The organism is Streptomyces sp. NPDC023541, from assembly GCF_055559995.1.
Window position 1 is genome coordinate 1 of record NZ_JBVHJO010000026.1, and the last position, 16,456, is coordinate 16,456.

The window sequence follows — 16,456 nt, forward strand, 5'->3', positions numbered from 1 at the left end:
CGGTGGCCGACAGATCAAACGCAAGGCACCAGGGCCAGTCGTAGCGCGAGTCAGGCCACCGCGTGGAGCGGCACCCGAACATCCTCACAGTCGTAGCGAGGGGCGAGGGGCGAGGGGCGAGGGGCGCGTGGCGAGGGGCGACTGCCACGGTCTGCTACCTCCACGGCCGACCACCACATGCGATCGGATAGCGTCCCGGCACATGACGGCCGGTGACAACGACGAGCGAAGAGACCGCAAGGCGCACGGGGTTCCCGAGAAGGCTGCTGCCGGTGTACGGCTCGTGGACGATCTGGTTGCCCAGGTGCCCGGATTCGAGGACGCCTACGAGTGCCACGTGTGCAACGAGAACGGGGTGCTCGCGCACGTGTTCTTCTGGGACGTCGTGCAGGACACCGTGCGCTCGTATCTGGGGGAGGGTGACCCGGACGGTCCTGCCTGGCGCGGGGTCCTGGCGTTCCTGGAGGAGGAGACGCGGCGTCGCGTGCCGGGTGCGATCGAGGTCATCGTGACGTCGTTCCTCTACGACCTTCCGTACGAGGGGGAGCCCGGGTTCGGGATCGAGAGGCATCTCGGGCCGGCCATGAAGGCGAGGTACCTGCAGCTCCGGCCCTGGTACGAGTCAGAGGACCCGGTCGCTGCGGCAAAGCCGGAGGCGTAACAGGATTCCTCATAGGAAGGGGCCGTGCTGGGGCGCCGGCCGTACCTGAATCCCGTGTTCCCGCCTGCACCACCGCCCGCGACCAGGCGCCCGGACGCGCGCCCGCTGCCGGGGACGTCCCCCTGTCGCCCGGCCACGCGGAGGACGCGGAGGACCACGCGGTGTCCCACAGCGACCGCTCGGACGCCCACGCGCCCGCAAGGTCTCGGCGCGGGGGCGGCGGCCCGGCCGTCGTCCGCAGGGGGACCCCGCCACCAGCCGCTACGGCCGTCCCTGAACGGCAGAATGGCAGGAACGGCCGCAGCCGCTCCATCCGGCGGCATCTGTCAGGTCACCGGCCCCATGACCGCCTGGTCATCGTCCGGGACGGCTGACAGCACTTGCTGCGCGACCCGCGAGAGCCCGGAATGGCCCCCGCGAGACGATCGACGAGTGGTGGTGGGGTCTGCTCCGCCGTCCGCGGCCCGCCGGCCGTCCACCACGACCTGCCGAGCGTTGAGCACCGCCAGGAGGCCCCGGAGGCGGCTGGCGCAACCGGGGTACGCCCGCCGACGGTGCGCCGCCGCAGAGGTCCTTGACCCGCCTGTACCCCGGGCGTCGGCCTGATCAGCCCGCAGGCCGGCGCTGCCGGGGCGAGGATGCGGCGGCTGACCGCGCCCCCGCTCGGGGCTTGTCTCGTCCGCCTGTTGCGCTGAACCTCCACCCAGGCGGCCCGCCGAAGAATGAGGGAGGATGGGCGCGTTCGCCGGCCTGGCATGGCCCGACCTGACCTGACCTGACCCGACCGCCCGGCCCCGTCCCGTGCCGAGGAGCAGCCCATGAACCACCCCGTCCCCACGACCGGTACCGACAGCGAAGCCCTGCGTACGGTCATCGAAGCCGCGATCGTGAACTACGTGGACGGCGCTGCGGAAGCCGAGCCGGACGCGGCCGACCTCGCCGTCCACGTAACTGCCGCCGTCGAACGACTGCTTGCCGCCGGACCGCCGGCCGAACCGGCCCCGCCGGAAGGCGACGAGATCTGAAGTCGCGCCGACCGCGGGGCCGCTACTCGGCGCTCGCATCCAACGCCGGCGCGCGGAAGCCGGGCGCTCTGCGGCTGAGGTGCTCGGGTGCAGTCCTCGTGGGCGCCCCCGAGGGGCGCTGACAGCCCGGTGTTGCGGGGGCGCGTCCCCCGCTGGTCTCGGAAGACAACTGTCCTCGGAACGCTGTGTGTGGGGAGTCATGACCGTCACCTACTTGATGCTCGCGCGGCTACCGGAAGGAGGCATGGAGGCGTTCGACGCCTACGAGAGCGCCGTCTTGCCGCTCCTCGCCGAGCACGGAGGGCACCTCCAGCGAAGGCTGCGCACTCCGGACGACCGGTTTGAGGCCCACCTCGTGACCTTTCCTGCCCCCGAACACCTCGATGCGTACCGGGCTGACCCCCGGCGTGCCGCCGCCGCACCCCTGCTGGAATCTTCTGGGGCAGCGGTCGAACTGATCGCGGTCCGCGACGTGGAGTCGTGAGGGGCCGGCCTGGAAACCACCCCGGCGCGTGCCCGCGGCGCGCTCACTCTCGGCGGCTGCGTCAGCCGCTGCCCGGTCAACTGCACCGTCGACGTGCCGGCCGGTGTGCCGGTGTGCCGGTGACAGGCGAAGTGTCCAGTGGACGGACGCGCCTGACCAGGTGGCGGCCGTGAAGGTGGCCCCGTACTGGTCGGATCCGACATCGGGGCCGCATTGAGCGGGTGGAGGGCAACCCTCGAAGCACCACGAAGGGGCGGTACCCCCCGGCCCGAGTGTTCCGTTACCGCCGAGATCACGCCCGGCTCACGGAGGCGCGGGGGAGACGTCACGGAGCCTGTCCAGGCGGTGGATGACGGGGGTGGCGGTGGCGCCGTGCAGGAGGACGGACAGCATGACGGTGAAAGTGACGACGGCCCAAAGCTGCCGTTCGTGAGAGCCGAAGTGGTCGCTCTGTCCGAGGGCGTGGGCGAGGTAGAACAAGGAGCCGATACCGCGGATCCCGAACACGGCCGTGACGATGCGTTCACGACGGCCGGCCGCGCTGCCCAGCAGGCCCGCCCAGCCGGCGGCGGGCCGGACGATCAGGACGAGCACCAGTGCCACCACGGCTTCCCGCCAGGTGAGCGACGGCAGAGCGTCCGCGACGAGGTAGCCGCCGAGGAGGAAGAGCAGAAAGGCGGTCAGCAGCCGTTCGATCTGCTCGGTGAACTCGTGCAGGACCTTGTGGTAGCCGTGGCTGCGTTCGGCTGCCCGGATCGTGCAGGCGGTGACGAAGACGGCCAGAAATCCGTAGCCCCGCAGCAGTTCGGTCGCTCCGTACGCCGTGAACGTGGCACCGAGGGCGACGAACCCCTCCATGTGCTCGGAGAGCCGCAAAGCCGAAGGGCGGGCCCGGAAGAACATCAGCCCCAGCAGCCATCCCGCCAGAAGGCCGACGGTCACCCCGATCGCGATCCGGGCCAGGACGTCGACGAGAACCCAGTTCGTGATCCAGGCGGTCGCGGACTGCCCGGCGGGGACCGCGGCGAGGGCGAGGGCGGCGAGCACGAACGGGAAGGCGAGTCCGTCGTTCAGGCCTGCTTCGGAGGTGAGGCAGAACCGGACCTCGTCCTCGTCGTCGTCCTCGTCGGTCGGCTCACCCACCCGCACCTCCGCCGCGAGCACCGGGTCAGTCGGCGACAACACCGCCCCCAGCAACAGCGCCGGCGCGAGCGGCCAGTCGAGCACGACGGCCGCGATCACAGCCATCCCGGCGATCGTCAGAGGCAGGCTGATGCCGAGCAGCCGCCACGTGCCCATCCAGCTGCGTCGGCCGACCGCCCGGTTGAGGGCCAGCCCGGCTCCCATCAGGGACACGATCACGCACACCTCGGTGGCGTGCTCCACCCACAGCCGCTGCCGCTGCGGATCAACCACCGGCACCGAGAACGGCAGCACCGCCACGAGGGCGCCGGCGGCGAGGAACACCATCGGCATGGACAGTGGCCGGCGAAAGACGAGCCGGGGCAGGACGGCCGCGCCGAGCGCACCGATCCCCAAGGCCAGGTACACCGCATCGGAGAGCGTCACCCCTCCCATACTGTCCCAACCGGACACCTTCACACGGCGGGCGGCGGAGGCGTGGCGGGGTGTCGTCCCCTCCCGCGGCTGTCGGGCGGCCGCCATGGTCACGATCCGCCCCGTCCGTCACCACAACGGAGGTCCCGCGCAGCTCCCCCAAGCGGGGGAGCGCGGTGGCCTGCCCACAGGGCTGGGACGAGGCGCCGAGCATCAGGGTGGCCGTGTCGCCGGGGGCACGTACCCGGTGAAGGCGCCTCTGGTCGAGGTCACAGATCAGGGCCATGGGTCGTGCGAGGAGGTTGCGGCCGTCCGGTTGCAGCTCGGCGACGCCACCGTGGCGGCCTGGGAGATGGCGCTCGGGCCGCCGGGTGACGACACGCTCCGGTCGGCGTTCACCGCAGGAGCCTTCGGCTTCGGCACGGACGGGGCAACGGGCGCTTTCGCCGATGCCGGGGTTCGGCAGGATCTGCGGGACCAGCTGGAGCCGGCGAACCGGCAGGTTCCCGAAGGCCGACAGCTCGCGGATTGCGGAGCCGGCATGCACCTCGACGGCGGCAGCCCGGGCGCGGACCTGGCGGTCATGTGCACCGGCGGCGACGGCGTCCATCCTGTGGGGGTGGACCGGTCCGCCCCTTGAGAGGCTGTCTGCGTCGACGTCCGGCTCGAAGGCGCTCGCTTCCCGTTGGCGTGCCCGCCAACGGCGCTGCCCCTGCGCCGCCACCTCGCCCCGGGTCGGGCCCGACTACCACATACACGAGATCCGCAGCCGCTGCGAACGGACCGGTTGAGCCGGGTGCCCGAGTCGACTGGCGAAGGGCCGCCGCACGCGTCAGCGTGGCGGTGCTTCTGCCACCGCTCCTCGGGAGGTCCGGCCCATGGCCGCCCAACGTTCCGTCACGGCGCCCAGCCCACCGGATGGCCGCGGCGCCGAGCGCCCCCCACAAAGGCCGCGCCGAAAGGACTTTGCCGCGCTGGGCAGCGTCGCCGCCGCCTACGCGCTGGCCCAGATGGCGTTCATGGCGCCCGGCACCGGGCTCGGGTGGGACGAGACCGTCTACGTCAGCCAGGTCTCGCCGGACATCCCAGCCGCGTTCTTCAGCGCCCCGCGCGCCCGCGGGATCAGCTACCTCGTGGCCCCCCTCGTGGCGCTCACCCCCTCCGTGCCCGCCCTGCGGGTCTTCCTCGCCCTGCTCTCGGCAGCGGGCCTCCTGGCGGCACTGTGGGCCTGGCGCAGGCTGCTGCCCCTGCACGCCCTCACTCTGGCCGGAGCGCTCTTCGCCGGCCTGTGGGTCAGCCTGTTCTACGGCCCGCAGGCCATGCCCAACCTCTGGGTGGCCATCGCCGCGCTGGCGGCCACGGGCTGTGCCCTGAGAGCCGCCCGCGATCCCGGCGACCGCCTCGCGCTCGCCGGGATCACCGTCGCAGTCGCCCTTGCCGCCCTCATGCGACCCTCGGACGCCGTGTGGCTCGTCCTCCCGACGGCCTGCGCGACAGCTCTGCTGCCCGGCCCGCACAAGCCCGCCCGCCTGGTGGCGCTCGCGGCGGGGGCCGCACTCGGCGCCGCGCCCTGGATCGTGGAGGCCCGGCTGCACTACGGCGGCCTCCTGGCCCGCCTCCACCGCGCCGGCGAGATCCAGGGCGGGTTGGGCTGGAGTCCCTCGTTCGGCGACCACCTGCGCGCCCTCGGCGGCCGCACACTCTGCCGCCCCTGCGACATCCCGTGGACCCAGCCGGTCACCTCCCTGTGGTGGCTGTCCCTGCCCCTGTTCGCCGCGGCAGGCGTGGCCATCGCCTACCGGAGCGGCCGGACGCACGGCCGTGCGACGGCCGTCGCCGCCGTGACCGGGCTGTCGATGGCGACCCCCTACCTGCTGTTCGTGGGGTACGCCGCCCCCCGCTTCCTGCTTCCCGCGTACGCGCTGCTCTCGCTCCCGGTGGGCGTGGCCCTCGCCCGCCTGTTCGCCGCCGCCCGCTCCAAGCCCGTCTGCTTCGGCACCATCTGCCTCGCGCTGGCCGCGCACCTTACGCTCCAACTGATGATCACCGCCCAGCTGGCCGCCCGCAGTCGTACGACCCATGCGGCCTTCGGCGCCGTGGCAGACGCGCTGCGCCGCCAGGGCATGCGTGCGCCGTGCGTGGTCAGCGGCGAGGAGGCCGTCCGGGTCGGTTTCCGTACAGGGTGCGCCTCCCGCCAGCTCTACGGCGGCCACGACGGCAGTATCAGCGCCGCCGCCCTGGCCGCCCTCGCCCGTACCCGGCCGACCGCTGTGCTGGTCACGGGCCGCGCGCCGGTACCCGCCTGGGCCCGCACCTGGCGCCCGTACGAGCTGCCGGAACTGCCGGGAATGAACGGCTACCGCGCCTATCTCGGTCCCGCCGCACGGCCCGGTTCCCCGGCGACCGACCCGAGGCCCGGCCCCGGACCCGGTGGCCGTTCGGGACGCGGGGCCGTGAAGCCCGAGGGCTCGGGGTCCCGGGGCTGACGGTCTCCACCAAGACGTGGGGGCCGCAGGTGGTCATGCCGGGCAGGCAGCGCTGTACCGGCGGCGGGGACGGCGCCGGCCGCACGCGGCCGGCGGCCGACCCGTCCGGGGTGCCGCTGAACGCGCCCTGTCCACCGCCCGATCCGGACCGGGCGCCGGACGCCCCGAGGAGTATGTGTGAGACTCCCTCTGAATGATCACTCGGGGGGAGTTTCGCGTTGAACGCGCTGTTGAAGAGGGTGTGGATCGGGCTGGCCACGGCCTTGATCGTGAGCCTGGCCGCCGGGGTCCTGCCGGACCACATCCAGATGTACGACGACGGGCGCATCCACCTGGGCGCGCCCGTGCCGACGCCGTCCCCGTCCACGGCGGCGCCCACACCGGAGTCCACGTCACCGCCCCTCACACGGGACGCCGTGGACGAGGTGATCCGGACCGCGGTCAGCGCGGCGGGCCTCGACCCGTCGCAGGGCCGCCCGACCGTCGCGGCCGGCGCCAACTCGAACAGGACGGGCTGGGTGGCCGTCCGCGAGAACACCGCCGCGCAAGCGGAGATGAACGCGATCGGCGCCGACCTGGAACGCCAAGGCTGGACGCTGAACCCGAACCCGAACGGCGACCGCTCCGACGCCTCCCGCAGCTACAAGCGCGGGGGCTGGTACCTGCTGGTGAGCACGCGCGGAAAGACCCAGGCGCCGTCCACCACCTCCACCTTGACCGACTCGCAGACCTACCTGACCCTGACCGGGCTCCAGCTGAACCTTGCCGACATACCCCTCCCCGAGATCACCGTCCGCATCGGCTGACCCTCGCAGAGAAGCCCACCCTCCCGGCGCCTTGGCCCGGCCGAGTTGGCCGGCTCTGTGCGGGAGCGCTTGTCCCACCTGATTCCAGGTCCGGCGGTGTGGCGGTGGCCGGCCGCAGCTGAACAGAGCGGATGCGGCCCGGGCGCCCGGAGGAGCGGACGGGCTTGCAGGTGGGGCGTGAGGGCCGGAAGCAGGATGTGCTCCCGTGCCGGCCCCGCGGCTCCCCCCCCCCAGGTCGTCACCGGAGCAAGGGGAGGCAGCCGGGCCCGGCGGCGTGAAGTTGGCCGTCCTGCGCCGTCACGTTTCTGCGGTGAATTCCTGACTCCGGGCGAGTGAGTACGCGGGGAGCGCCCTTCAGGATCAGCCCGGCGGCACGCTACACACCGGGGCGTGATCAAAGAACTGGTACGGAGCGCGCAGGTACTCCTCCTTGCCCTCATGCCGCTGCTTCCCACCGCCTCTACCGCACCCGCGCATGGCATCCAGGCCAAGGCGCTCACCCCCGATCCGGTCGTGTTCGTGCACGGCTGGAACCCGGACCCTTCACCGTGGCAGTCCATGGCCGCCCGACTCCAGACCGACGGCTGGCCGCAGAGCCACCTGGACCAGTGGAGCTACAACTACACACAGTCCAATGCCACCACCGCCGAGGAGCTTGCCGAGGAGATCGACCGTGTCCTGAGTCGTACGGGCGCCACCAAGGTCGACATCGTCACCCACTCGATGGGCTCCCTGTCCTCCCGCCACTACCTCAAGCACCTGGGCGGCGCGGACAAGGTCGACGCGTGGGTTTCCCTGGCGGGCCCCAACCACGGCACCCACGCCGCCCGCCTGTGCGCCGGCGCTCCATGCGTCGAGATGCGACCGGGCTCCACCTTCCTCAACGACCTCAACGCGGGTGACGAGACCCCGGGCGCCACGCGCTATGCCACCTGGCGCTCCCCCTGCGACCAGGTCATCAACCCCCAAGGAAGCGTCACTCTGACCGGGGCACTCAACCGCACCACCGATTGCTTGGGCCACAGCGAACTGCGCACCGACGAAGGTGTCTACGACGAGGTCAAGGCACACATCCGGTAGTGCCCCGCTCCTGCCGTTCCCCGGTGTGACGGGGACAGGTCTGTTCCTCCCCAGGGCTGCGGCGGGTCCTGCCCAGCCAGGGGAGGTACGGCGCGGGGGGCCCTCGGCAGCGGGCAACCCCGTCGGCCACTGCCCGCGGACCATCGGATTCCGCCCGCACCCTCGACAGGGTGGCCGGTTCCAGTAGCATGCACCCCACTAATTGAACGTGCTCAAATCGTGGGGGCTTTGGTGGGGGAAGAAGCGACAGGCCGCTGGCTCGCCGTCGTGCAGTGGTCGGCGCTCGCGGTGGAGGTCGCAGGCCTGGCGGGGACGTTCGCTTTGGCGGACACCACCATGCTGCTGCCGACATGGGACGGGACCCTCGTCCTGGCGTGCGCAATGCTCCTTGCCATGACCCTGGCGGTCCTGCCGATCGTGATCGTGGTGTTGACGCTGCGCAATGCCCGGAACGCTACTGCCGTCTGCCGGGCTGCCGCCTCGTGGATCCTCGCGCTCGCACTCCTGGTCATGCTGGTCAGGGCGGGCACGGGGACCTGGGTCGTCTGGTGCGCCGTCGCGATGGCCGCCTCGTGCGCGGCCACGGTCCTGTGCACGGGCAGCCCGACGGGGCTGTCGATCCAGCCATCCCGCGCCGCAGTCGCAATCGCCGTCGTCGCGCTGGTGGCGGCGGTCTGCGGCTCCTGCTCCGGGCCGTACACGGACTATCCGGGAGTGTGGACCGCCTCGAAGGACGCTGCGTCCCTGACCCTGGGCGAGCAGACGGCGCCCGGGCAGGGTGGCCAGTACACCCTGCGGGTCGGCACGTGCACGGAACAGGGCAGTTGGGTCTTCGACTACCCGCAGATGTCGACTTCCGTTCAGATGTGGCTACATCGTGAGGGCGCGCTGGCGTGCATCCCGGGCGGACCGGAGACCTGGGTGCGCATCGTCGGCGGCAACCAGGCGGCTCCGGTCATTGCGCTTCCCGGGCTGCTCCTGACGAAACAGTGAGTCCTGATCACCTGGACGGCCGAGCAGCCCGAAGCTTCGGGTGACAGCATGATGGCCATCGTGCAGGCGGCGGTCTCCGGCTTGCTGGTGCAGCTCGGACACACGGTCACACAACCATTCGGCGACGATGGCCTGCTCGTTCTCGCCGAGATCCTGAGGCCTGCGCCTGGCCTTTCGCGCCATCGGGCAACGTCCACCCTGTCGACGACGGCGAGCTCTGGTGACCGTGGCACGGCAGTCGTCATAGTTTCCCGCAGCCCCCGGAAATGAGGAGTCTCGGCGCCGCCGTCGTCGCGAAGGGAGCGCCCGGCCGGCGGGCGGTTGTCCGTCGGGGCAGGAGGGATTCGGTGTGACCGTGGGCGGCCCCCAGGGGCGGGGGTTGCCGCCCACTGCCATGTGTCAGGAACAGGGCGAGGGGCGGTGGTGCTGCTTGCTGGTGGAGGGGGGTGTGTGGGGTGGTCAGCAGTGTCCGACGCGGATTTGGTTCACGATCTTGGTGGCTGGTACGTAGCCGACGACCATGATCGGGCGGCCGGTGCAGGGGCTGTAGCCCGCGCCTTGGACTCGGAACCAGCGGTTCGTGCCGTTGGACCACACGTTGTCCACCCAGCAGTACATCGTGACGGGCGCACCGCTCCAGATTCCGCCGATGAGCTGGGAGTGCGGCGTCGGCGCGGCGTAGGCGTCGGTCAGGCTGTTCGTCTTGGGCGCGGCAGCAGCCTGCGCAGGTGAGGCCGCTGCGACAACCACTGCGGCGCAGGTCGCACCGATCGCGATCGCACGTCCTGCACGCTTCCCTGTCTCACCTATGGACAGGGTTCATTTCCTTGCGAGGGGCCAACGCGGACGGGTGATCAGCTCCGCGGCTGACTGATTCTTCCGTTGACGAGCTCGTGGGCAAGGGCAGTCGCCCCGGCGCGCAGATGCACGAGTGGTGGTACTACCGGCGTGCAGAGCGCAGCGAGCACGGCCTGACTCCGCAGTGGACACCCGACCCGATGACCACGGACCCGGCCCCAATACCGGGGCTGGCCTCTTGACGACAAATCAGGCGTGGAGCGCCTGGCCCGCCTGGTCGGGCAGCGGCTGGTGGCATCGCCATGCTCCCCGACGCGCGTGCGTCTCAGCTCACCGGCGTTACCGCCATCGAGGTCACTGACGCGCCGGCCCGCGTCGACCATGTCATCCGCGGCCGCGTCAGCCGCACGCCCGCGGCGACAGCCTTCCTTGCCGTTCTTGCTGTCCCCCCACGCTCCGCTCGAAAGGAACGGGCGACCAGATGTGCGGTCAGGTGCGCTTCAACGCATACGCGGCGCGGGGGCAGACTCTGAACGGAATCCCGACCAGGACGACTAGCGTGGCGTGGTGTCGTCCGCCCTGAACGGGCCGCCGTGGCCGGGCACGATCAGGTCCGCGGCCGCCAGCACCCGGAGACGGGAGGCGCGCAACACCTCACGGTCGGGGGCTACCGGGTCGTCCGCCGGGCCGTTCGCGTGCCACCACAGGTCACCGGCGAAGGCGACCACGCCCGTGTCCGTGCCGGCCAGCAGGGTGATGTCCTCGGTGCTGTGGCCCGGAGTGCGGATCAGCCGTAGTGACGGGGTCAGTTCGTAGCCCTCGGCATCCCGGTTTGTCCACTGATCGCCCAGGTATTCCACCTTGTGATCGTGCACCCGGGCCTGCCTGAACAGGCCCACGTTCATAATGTTGTCGGGGTGGTGGTGGCTGAGCACCACATCGGTGATGTCGTCGGGCTCGAGCCCCAACCCGGCGAGCGGGGCGAGGATGAGGTCGGGACTCGCCACCATGCCCGGATCGAAGATCACATGTCGGCCGGCGTCGGATATGTAGGAAACGGTAGCGGCGACTCCAGGGCCGGTGGAGCCGACGTATCCGGTGGTCAGGATCGTGTACACGGCGCTGCGGCCGAGCGGTGCGTCTGTCATGTCCCCAATCCTTGTGGCCAGGCCGGTCGTTCACGAGTGGCACAGCTGCCACTGATCGCAGGATTAGTGCCACACTGCACGCGTGCCTCCCTTCGTGTCCGTCGCCGCATACGCCCCGCCCGGAGTCGGCATGCTCGCGGTCGGCATCGTCACCGAGGTCTTCGGCCCGCACGGTGAGGAACTGCCCGGCTTCGACTTCACCTTGTGTACAGACCGGCCCGGGCCGGTCCCCACTGACTTGGGCGTGCCGCTCACCATCGCGCACGGCCTGGACCGGCTCGCCTCAGCCGATCTTGTGATCGCCCTGCCGTGGGCCGGGTTCCGCACGCCACCCGCTCCCGCTGTACTCGACGCGCTGTCGGCCTCACACGAGCGCGGCTCGCTGGTTGCGGCCCACTGCGTCGGCGTATTCGCGCTGGCTGCCGCCGGACTGCTCGACGGCCGCCGGGCCACCACCCACTGGCGGTTCGCCGAACTGCTCGCCCGCCACCACCCCGAAGTCTCCGTAGAACCCGACGCCCTCTACATCGACGAAGGACACATCCTCACGGGCGCCGGAGCCGCCGCGGGCTTCGACCTCTGCCTGCACCTGCTGCGGAGGGAGTACGGAGCCGCGGTGGCCAACGCGGTGGCCCGTGACGCGGTGCTGCCCTCCCACCGCGACGGCGGGCAGGCACAGTACCTGGCCGCCCCCGTCCCAGAAGACTGCGGCGACGAGCGACTCGCCGAGGTACTCGCGTGGGCCCGCGCGAACCTGCACGAGCCGCTTCCCGTCGCGGAACTGGCCCGGCGTGCCGTGATGAGCAAACGCTCCTTCGCCCGCCGCTTCACCGCCGCGACCGGCACCCCCCCCCACGCCTGGCTGCGGAACCTGCGTCTGAGCAGCGCCGAGGAGCTACTGGAGACCACGGACCTGCCCGTCGAGGAGATCGCCCACCGCGTCGGGTACGGAAGTGCGGCCATCCTGCGGGAACAGTTCGTGCGCCGCCGAGGAGTGCCGCCCCGCTCCTACCGCCGCTCTTTTACCAACACGCCGTAAACGAACATGACGGGCCAGTCGGGCGGCGAGGGGCGAGTGGTCGGACGCCACGACGGTGATGCGGCAGCCGCGGACGAAGCCATGGAGGCCGGGGACGTCGCCCGCGTGCCGACAGCCGTTGGAGAGCAGCTCACTCGCCCCCCCAGCAGGACGTACGGGGCTCCGGTATCCGGGCGGTCCCGGTGGTGGCCGCCTACGACTACGCAGAACGGGTGTGGAGCCGCTCATGCCCCCTCAAGGACGTGTTGGCCGCCGGCGGCCTGACGCCCTCGGCGGGCACAGGCGCCCGACGCTGTTGAGGGAGTCGACTCCCCGGCACCATGCACTTCGGCGGTGGCACCGGATGTCAACACGCACTACATCGTTGGCTTGGCCGGTCGGCTTGCCTACGGTCCGGAGGCATGGCTCGGACGGTCAGAACCGGTCGCTATGCGCTACTTTCTGTCGTCTCCTTGCGCTCGGACGCAGCTGGATCGACGGTGGGCTGAACGCTCACCGCAGCGCCTGGAGGTTCCATGAGCAAGGCCCGACGCTCGGCGGCAGTATCCGGCGCGCTGCTCTGCGCACTGCTCACCCTCGGCGCCTGCAACGGGAGTGGGGGCGGGGGCGGGGGCGGGGGTGGCACTGGTGGCACTGGTGGCTACGACGGTCCTGGTGTGTCGGGCGGCGGCGTCTCCGACGACCGGGGCGGGGGGACCGGCGTTCCGGCCGCGCTGATCGGAAGTTGGAGCGGAGGCAGCTCTGACGGCTTCAAGTCCTCGGTGTACAGCTTCTACCCGGACGGCTCGTGCAGGATGGACATCTGGGGCACGAGCACCGTCGGCCGCTTCACGGTCGAGGGAAACCAGCTCACCATCTCCACCGAGGGTGGAGCGCAGAACTACCTGTGGGGGATCGGCCCCCAGGGGTACCTGTTCCTCAACGGAGAGAGCTACGTCCCGTTCGGCTGACCCGTCGATCGGCGTCTCCTTTCCCCCCGGGGTGGAGCCCCGCCATCTGGCGGCGTCCGGGGGGCGTGTGCGTGGCATGGGAGCCGTGCAACCACCTCAAAGGAGCCACGAGCGTGTGACATCACCCAACGGAGCCTGATGGGGTCGACGCCTCATCCAGACGGCCGTCTTCGGCCGTCTGGCCCGGATCCAGGACTACTCATCCGTGCCCCTTCGGCTCCTGAAATCCCCCCAACGCTGTCGACCGGTCCGCTCGGTTGGCGCCTGGGTTCCGAGCCGGGCGAGGTTGTCGCGACTGCGGCGGGTGCGGGGGTGGTCCGGCCCCAGCGTGCGCTCACGGTCGGCGAGGGTCTGCCGGTGGAGGCGCCGCCGCCCCAGCCCGAAGTCCGCTGTCCTGACCGTGATGAGGACGCACGCCGCGCCGGTTCAGCCAGCGCACGCAGACACGCCGACTTGCGGGTGATCCGGTGGTTGTGGGGGGACTCCTTCCTGCCCTTCCACTTTCAGCTGACCGTGAAAGTCTCCGTCAGGGGGCGTCCTGGAGCTCCACCCCGTTGTACACGCGGCGCAGCCGCGCTGGGAACTTGCCGCGGATGAGGCGGAGCACGAACGATGCCCGTTGATGGAACGAAAGCCGCCGCGGATGAGGCGGTCGTACGAGCCGGTCCCGCGGTGGGTTGCCCGCGCGTTCTTCGGGGACCCTCACCGGACAGTGGCCGGCGCAAGTACCTCGCTTCCGCCGCCATCCCGCCCGGACTCGCGGCATCCGGCTCGCCCTTCCCGCGGAGCCCATCATGTGAGGCGCCCGTCCGGCAGCCAGGGGCGGGACGGGAAGGCCTCATCCTGCCTTGGTGACGGCGGGGACGTATTCCCCCACCAAGGTGCGGTGCCACCAGGCGCGGGTTTCTCGCAACTCGTGGCGGTCGGTGAAGCGGTAGCGGTAGAGGCGGGCGCGCAGGAACGTGGGCGGGGACGACGGGAAGGGGTTGTGACGCAGCAGCTTGAGGACGACCGGGTCGTTGTCGAGCAGTTTGACGAGGAAGGCCGTGAACCAGGGCCTGGCGTATGCGGGTGAGATTGCCGCGAACCACATCATCCAGTCGAGCCGCAGGTGGTAGGGGGCCACCTGCCGGGGCATGCGGCGCACGTCACCGGGCTTGCCCTTGAATTCGTACTCCTGCCACACCGTGTCGTCGCTGATCTCCGGTTCGTCGGTGCCTTCGAGCACCACCTCGTAGCGCGTGCGCTCGATGCTGCCGAAGGCTCCGTAGGTGTTCATCAGGTGGAAGGGGTTGAAGGAGTAGTTCATGACCTGGTGGCGGGAGAACAGGTTGCGTACCGGCCAGTAGCTGAGCAGCGCCATGAGGCCGGTGACGACGAGCACCGTGCTCTCGTACCAGCTCGGCGGGGCGGCAAAGGCAGGGGGCTCGGACAGGCCCAGCGCGTCTGCGGCTCGCGCGCCGTCGATCGCGGTGACGGCGAGGAGGATGGTCAGCCAGTTGAGCCATGCGAAGTTTCCCGACGCCACGAGCCAGAGCTGCGTGACGACGATGAACCCGGCGGTCACGCTCGCGATCGGCTGTGGCGCGAACAGCATGACCGGAGCGACGAGCTGCGCGACGTGGCTGGCCGCGACCTCGACCCGGTGCAGCGGCCGGGGCAAGCGGTGGAAAAACCAGGTCAGGGGGCCTGGCATCGGCTGGGTCTCGTGGTGGTAGTGCAAGCAGGTCAGGTCGCGCCAGCACGGATCGTGACGCAGCTTGATCAGTCCGGCGCCGAACTCCAACCGGAACAGCAGCCAGCGCAGCAGGAACAGCACCAGCACCGGAGGCGCCACGTCCTCGTTCCCGAGGAAGATCGCCAAGAAGCCCGCTTCGAGCAGCAGCGACTCCCACATGAAGCCGAACCACGTCTGACCGACGTTGACGACGGAGAGGTAGAGGACCCACAGCACCGCCCACATCAGCATCGACGCCCACAGCGGTACCCGGTCGGCCGCGCCCACGGCGAGCGCCACGGAAAGCACGGTGCCCGTCCAGGCGGTGATCGCGAAGAAGCGGTCGGAGTAATGGAGCTGGAAGATGCTGGGCGATCTCCGGAAGGGAACGGCCGCGACGAAACGCGGAACCGGCAGCAGGCCGCGCTCACCGATGAGCGCCCGGAACTGATTGACGGTGCTCAGGAAGGCGATGGCATAGAGCACGGCCAGACCTCGCTGGAACACGAGTCGGCTCAGCCAGTAATCACCGTCCGTGAACCACTCCACGACTCCTCCTGGCGTGGCGTCCTGCGTCCCGCGTCCATCCCGGCCGCGTGCCGGGATATCCGCTTCGCCTTCCCCACCTCCACCTTCCCTCCGGCGGGCGGCCAGTGCAGAGGCCGCGCCGGAGGGCGCCCGCCCGTTCCACCTCCCCTCACCCCCCCCGCCGGCACACGACCTGGGCGAAGGCGGCCGAGGCCTGTTTCCGGTCGGTCGGCTCTCCAAGCGCTGAGGCACCCGGCACAACTCGACCGGCAAGACCATATGGGCCGAGCAGTCCTGGCGCGACGAACCGCGCGGATCCGCTGACCCCGGTTTCCCTGCGGCGACGTAATACCGTCGAGTCGCCGACGCGTGACCTCCGGCCCGTAGCGTTCGCAATCGACTCCACGGCCACGCTCGGCCATGCCGCAGGACCCTGGCGCGCGCTCGTCCACGAACAAGGGTGGAGCTACCGACTCGGGCTTGGGCCCGGTCTGACGCGGGGGCCCGACCAGAGGTGTGGCCGCGGTGCCTTCGATGTGATCGTCTCCCAGCCTGCTTGAGTCGACTCTTGTCAACTTTCTTAGTGCGCGCTATATAGGTGGTGTTGCCATGTGCATCTGCGACGAGTGGGAAAGGAGTGAGCGATGATGCTCATGCGGACCGATCCTTTCCGGGAACTGGACCGGCTGACTCAGCAGCTTCTGAGTACTGGGGCCCGGCCGGAAGCCATGTCCATGGACGCCTTCCGCGAGGGGGAGGCCTTCGTCGTCGAGCTGGACCTGCCCGGGGTCGACCCCGAGTCCATCGACCTGGACGTCGAACGGAACGTCCTCAGCATCAGGGCGGAGCGGCGAACCACCGCCTCCTCACAGAGCAGTGACGTGCTGATCGCGGAGCGCGCCTCCGGGACCTTCAGCCGCCGGCTGTTCCTCGGAGAGACGCTGGACACCGACCGCATCGAGGCGTCCTACGAAGCCGGCGTACTGAGGCTGAGCATCCCCGTGGTCGACGAGGCGCCGCCTCGGAAGATCGAAATCAGGGCCGCAGAGGGCTCCCGCAAGGCGATCAACGCCTGACGGACGCCCCGCAGGAACACGCAGGGCGCGGGAGGGTGCGCCGGCCGCCTTTCGGGGCGCCCTCCGGCCTCCCTCCGTAGCTGCCGAGCCGGCCAGGAACGAGGGCGA

Annotated in this window: 15 protein-coding genes; 11 read left to right on the forward strand and 4 right to left on the reverse strand. The window is 70.7% G+C overall.

Annotated elements, in window-relative coordinates; translation table 11 throughout:
- Positions 1 to 202: 202 nt before the first annotated feature.
- The 3 genes from ACZ3X1_RS34980 to ACZ3X1_RS34990 all read left to right on the forward strand — a co-directional run bounded on the left by ACZ3X1_RS34980 (position 203) and on the right by ACZ3X1_RS34990 (position 2,170).
- Positions 203 to 661: a hypothetical protein gene (locus ACZ3X1_RS34980; protein ID WP_467283275.1), complete on the forward strand. Its 459-nt coding sequence runs from the start codon at positions 203 to 205 to the stop codon at positions 659 to 661.
- 818 nt (positions 662 to 1,479) lie between these two features.
- On the forward strand, positions 1,480 to 1,686 hold the full coding sequence (locus ACZ3X1_RS34985) for a hypothetical protein (protein ID WP_467283277.1): 207 nt from the start codon (positions 1,480 to 1,482) through the stop codon (positions 1,684 to 1,686).
- 199 nt (positions 1,687 to 1,885) lie between these two features.
- Positions 1,886 to 2,170 (forward strand): hypothetical protein, encoded by a 285-nt coding sequence (locus tag ACZ3X1_RS34990; RefSeq protein ID WP_467283279.1) that lies wholly within the window; start codon positions 1,886 to 1,888, stop codon positions 2,168 to 2,170.
- Between the two features lie 303 nt (positions 2,171 to 2,473).
- On the opposite strand, the gene ACZ3X1_RS34995 is transcribed toward ACZ3X1_RS34990, so the two are convergent.
- On the reverse strand, positions 2,474 to 3,739 hold the full coding sequence (locus ACZ3X1_RS34995) for a cation:proton antiporter (RefSeq protein WP_390077400.1): 1,266 nt from the start codon (positions 3,737 to 3,739) through the stop codon (positions 2,474 to 2,476).
- Positions 3,740 to 3,833: 94 nt separating this feature from the next.
- On the opposite strand from ACZ3X1_RS34995, the gene ACZ3X1_RS35000 reads away from it, so the two are divergent.
- The 5 genes from ACZ3X1_RS35000 to ACZ3X1_RS35020 all read left to right on the forward strand — a co-directional run bounded on the left by ACZ3X1_RS35000 (position 3,834) and on the right by ACZ3X1_RS35020 (position 9,092).
- Positions 3,834 to 4,367 carry a DUF4241 domain-containing protein gene (locus ACZ3X1_RS35000; RefSeq protein ID WP_467283283.1) on the forward strand — a complete coding sequence of 178 codons (534 nt, stop codon included), beginning with the start codon at positions 3,834 to 3,836 and terminating at the stop codon, positions 4,365 to 4,367.
- Between the two features lie 238 nt (positions 4,368 to 4,605).
- Entirely contained in the window at positions 4,606 to 6,213 is a 1,608-nt protein-coding gene (locus ACZ3X1_RS35005) for a hypothetical protein (protein WP_467283285.1), read from the forward strand.
- A 218-nt stretch (positions 6,214 to 6,431) separates the two neighbouring features.
- Positions 6,432 to 7,019, forward strand: coding sequence for a hypothetical protein (locus ACZ3X1_RS35010; RefSeq protein ID WP_467283288.1), 588 nt, complete (start codon positions 6,432 to 6,434; stop codon positions 7,017 to 7,019).
- Between the two features lie 438 nt (positions 7,020 to 7,457).
- Entirely contained in the window at positions 7,458 to 8,099 is a 642-nt protein-coding gene (locus ACZ3X1_RS35015; RefSeq protein WP_467283389.1) for an esterase/lipase family protein, read from the forward strand.
- Positions 8,100 to 8,330: 231 nt separating this feature from the next.
- Positions 8,331 to 9,092 (forward strand): hypothetical protein, encoded by a 762-nt coding sequence (locus ACZ3X1_RS35020; RefSeq protein ID WP_467283290.1) that lies wholly within the window; start codon positions 8,331 to 8,333, stop codon positions 9,090 to 9,092.
- 459 nt (positions 9,093 to 9,551) lie between these two features.
- Here the strand turns inward: ACZ3X1_RS35020 and ACZ3X1_RS35025 are convergent, their stop codons facing one another.
- A complete protein-coding gene (locus ACZ3X1_RS35025) occupies positions 9,552 to 9,842 on the reverse strand; it encodes a hypothetical protein (RefSeq protein WP_467283292.1) in 291 nt (96 codons plus the stop codon).
- Positions 9,843 to 10,444: 602 nt separating this feature from the next.
- Positions 10,445 to 11,038: an MBL fold metallo-hydrolase gene (locus ACZ3X1_RS35030; RefSeq protein WP_467283293.1), complete on the reverse strand. Its 594-nt coding sequence runs from the start codon at positions 11,036 to 11,038 to the stop codon at positions 10,445 to 10,447.
- 130 nt (positions 11,039 to 11,168) lie between these two features.
- Between ACZ3X1_RS35030 and ACZ3X1_RS35035 the strand changes: the two genes are divergently transcribed.
- Both ACZ3X1_RS35035 and ACZ3X1_RS35040 read left to right on the forward strand, forming a co-directional pair.
- Complete coding sequence (locus tag ACZ3X1_RS35035) at positions 11,169 to 12,077, forward strand: GlxA family transcriptional regulator (RefSeq protein ID WP_467283391.1); 909 nt, start codon at positions 11,169 to 11,171, stop codon at positions 12,075 to 12,077.
- A gap of 515 nt (positions 12,078 to 12,592) precedes the next feature.
- Positions 12,593 to 13,027 carry a hypothetical protein gene (locus ACZ3X1_RS35040; protein ID WP_467283295.1) on the forward strand — a complete coding sequence of 145 codons (435 nt, stop codon included), beginning with the start codon at positions 12,593 to 12,595 and terminating at the stop codon, positions 13,025 to 13,027.
- An 838-nt stretch (positions 13,028 to 13,865) separates the two neighbouring features.
- Here ACZ3X1_RS35040 and ACZ3X1_RS35045 read toward each other — a convergent pair.
- Positions 13,866 to 15,293 (reverse strand): lipase maturation factor family protein, encoded by a 1,428-nt coding sequence (locus ACZ3X1_RS35045; protein WP_467283297.1) that lies wholly within the window; start codon positions 15,291 to 15,293, stop codon positions 13,866 to 13,868.
- A gap of 623 nt (positions 15,294 to 15,916) precedes the next feature.
- Here ACZ3X1_RS35045 and ACZ3X1_RS35050 point away from each other — a divergent pair.
- The gene (locus ACZ3X1_RS35050) at positions 15,917 to 16,348 is read left to right on the forward strand and encodes an Hsp20/alpha crystallin family protein (RefSeq protein WP_467283299.1); all 432 of its coding nucleotides are present in this window, start codon (positions 15,917 to 15,919) and stop codon (positions 16,346 to 16,348) included.
- Positions 16,349 to 16,456 lie beyond the last annotated feature (108 nt).

What these genes read in the sequence shown, in the direction of transcription:
- ACZ3X1_RS34980 (WP_467283275.1), top strand. Translation starts at nt 203, where the DNA reads ATGACGGCCGGTGACAACGACGAGCGAAGAGACCGCAAGGCGCACGGG.
- ACZ3X1_RS34985 (WP_467283277.1), top strand. Translation starts at nt 1,480, where the DNA reads ATGAACCACCCCGTCCCCACGACCGGTACCGACAGCGAAGCCCTGCGT.
- ACZ3X1_RS34990 (WP_467283279.1), top strand. Translation starts at nt 1,886, where the DNA reads ATGACCGTCACCTACTTGATGCTCGCGCGGCTACCGGAAGGAGGCATG.
- ACZ3X1_RS35000 (WP_467283283.1), top strand. Translation starts at nt 3,834, where the DNA reads ATGGTCACGATCCGCCCCGTCCGTCACCACAACGGAGGTCCCGCGCAG.
- ACZ3X1_RS35005 (WP_467283285.1), top strand. Translation starts at nt 4,606, where the DNA reads ATGGCCGCCCAACGTTCCGTCACGGCGCCCAGCCCACCGGATGGCCGC.
- ACZ3X1_RS35015 (WP_467283389.1), top strand. Translation starts at nt 7,458, where the DNA reads ATGCCGCTGCTTCCCACCGCCTCTACCGCACCCGCGCATGGCATCCAG.
- ACZ3X1_RS35030 (WP_467283293.1), bottom strand. Translation starts at nt 11,038, where the DNA reads ATGACAGACGCACCGCTCGGCCGCAGCGCCGTGTACACGATCCTGACC.
- ACZ3X1_RS35035 (WP_467283391.1), top strand. Translation starts at nt 11,169, where the DNA reads ATGCTCGCGGTCGGCATCGTCACCGAGGTCTTCGGCCCGCACGGTGAG.
- ACZ3X1_RS35040 (WP_467283295.1), top strand. Translation starts at nt 12,593, where the DNA reads ATGAGCAAGGCCCGACGCTCGGCGGCAGTATCCGGCGCGCTGCTCTGC.
- ACZ3X1_RS35050 (WP_467283299.1), top strand. Translation starts at nt 15,917, where the DNA reads ATGATGCTCATGCGGACCGATCCTTTCCGGGAACTGGACCGGCTGACT.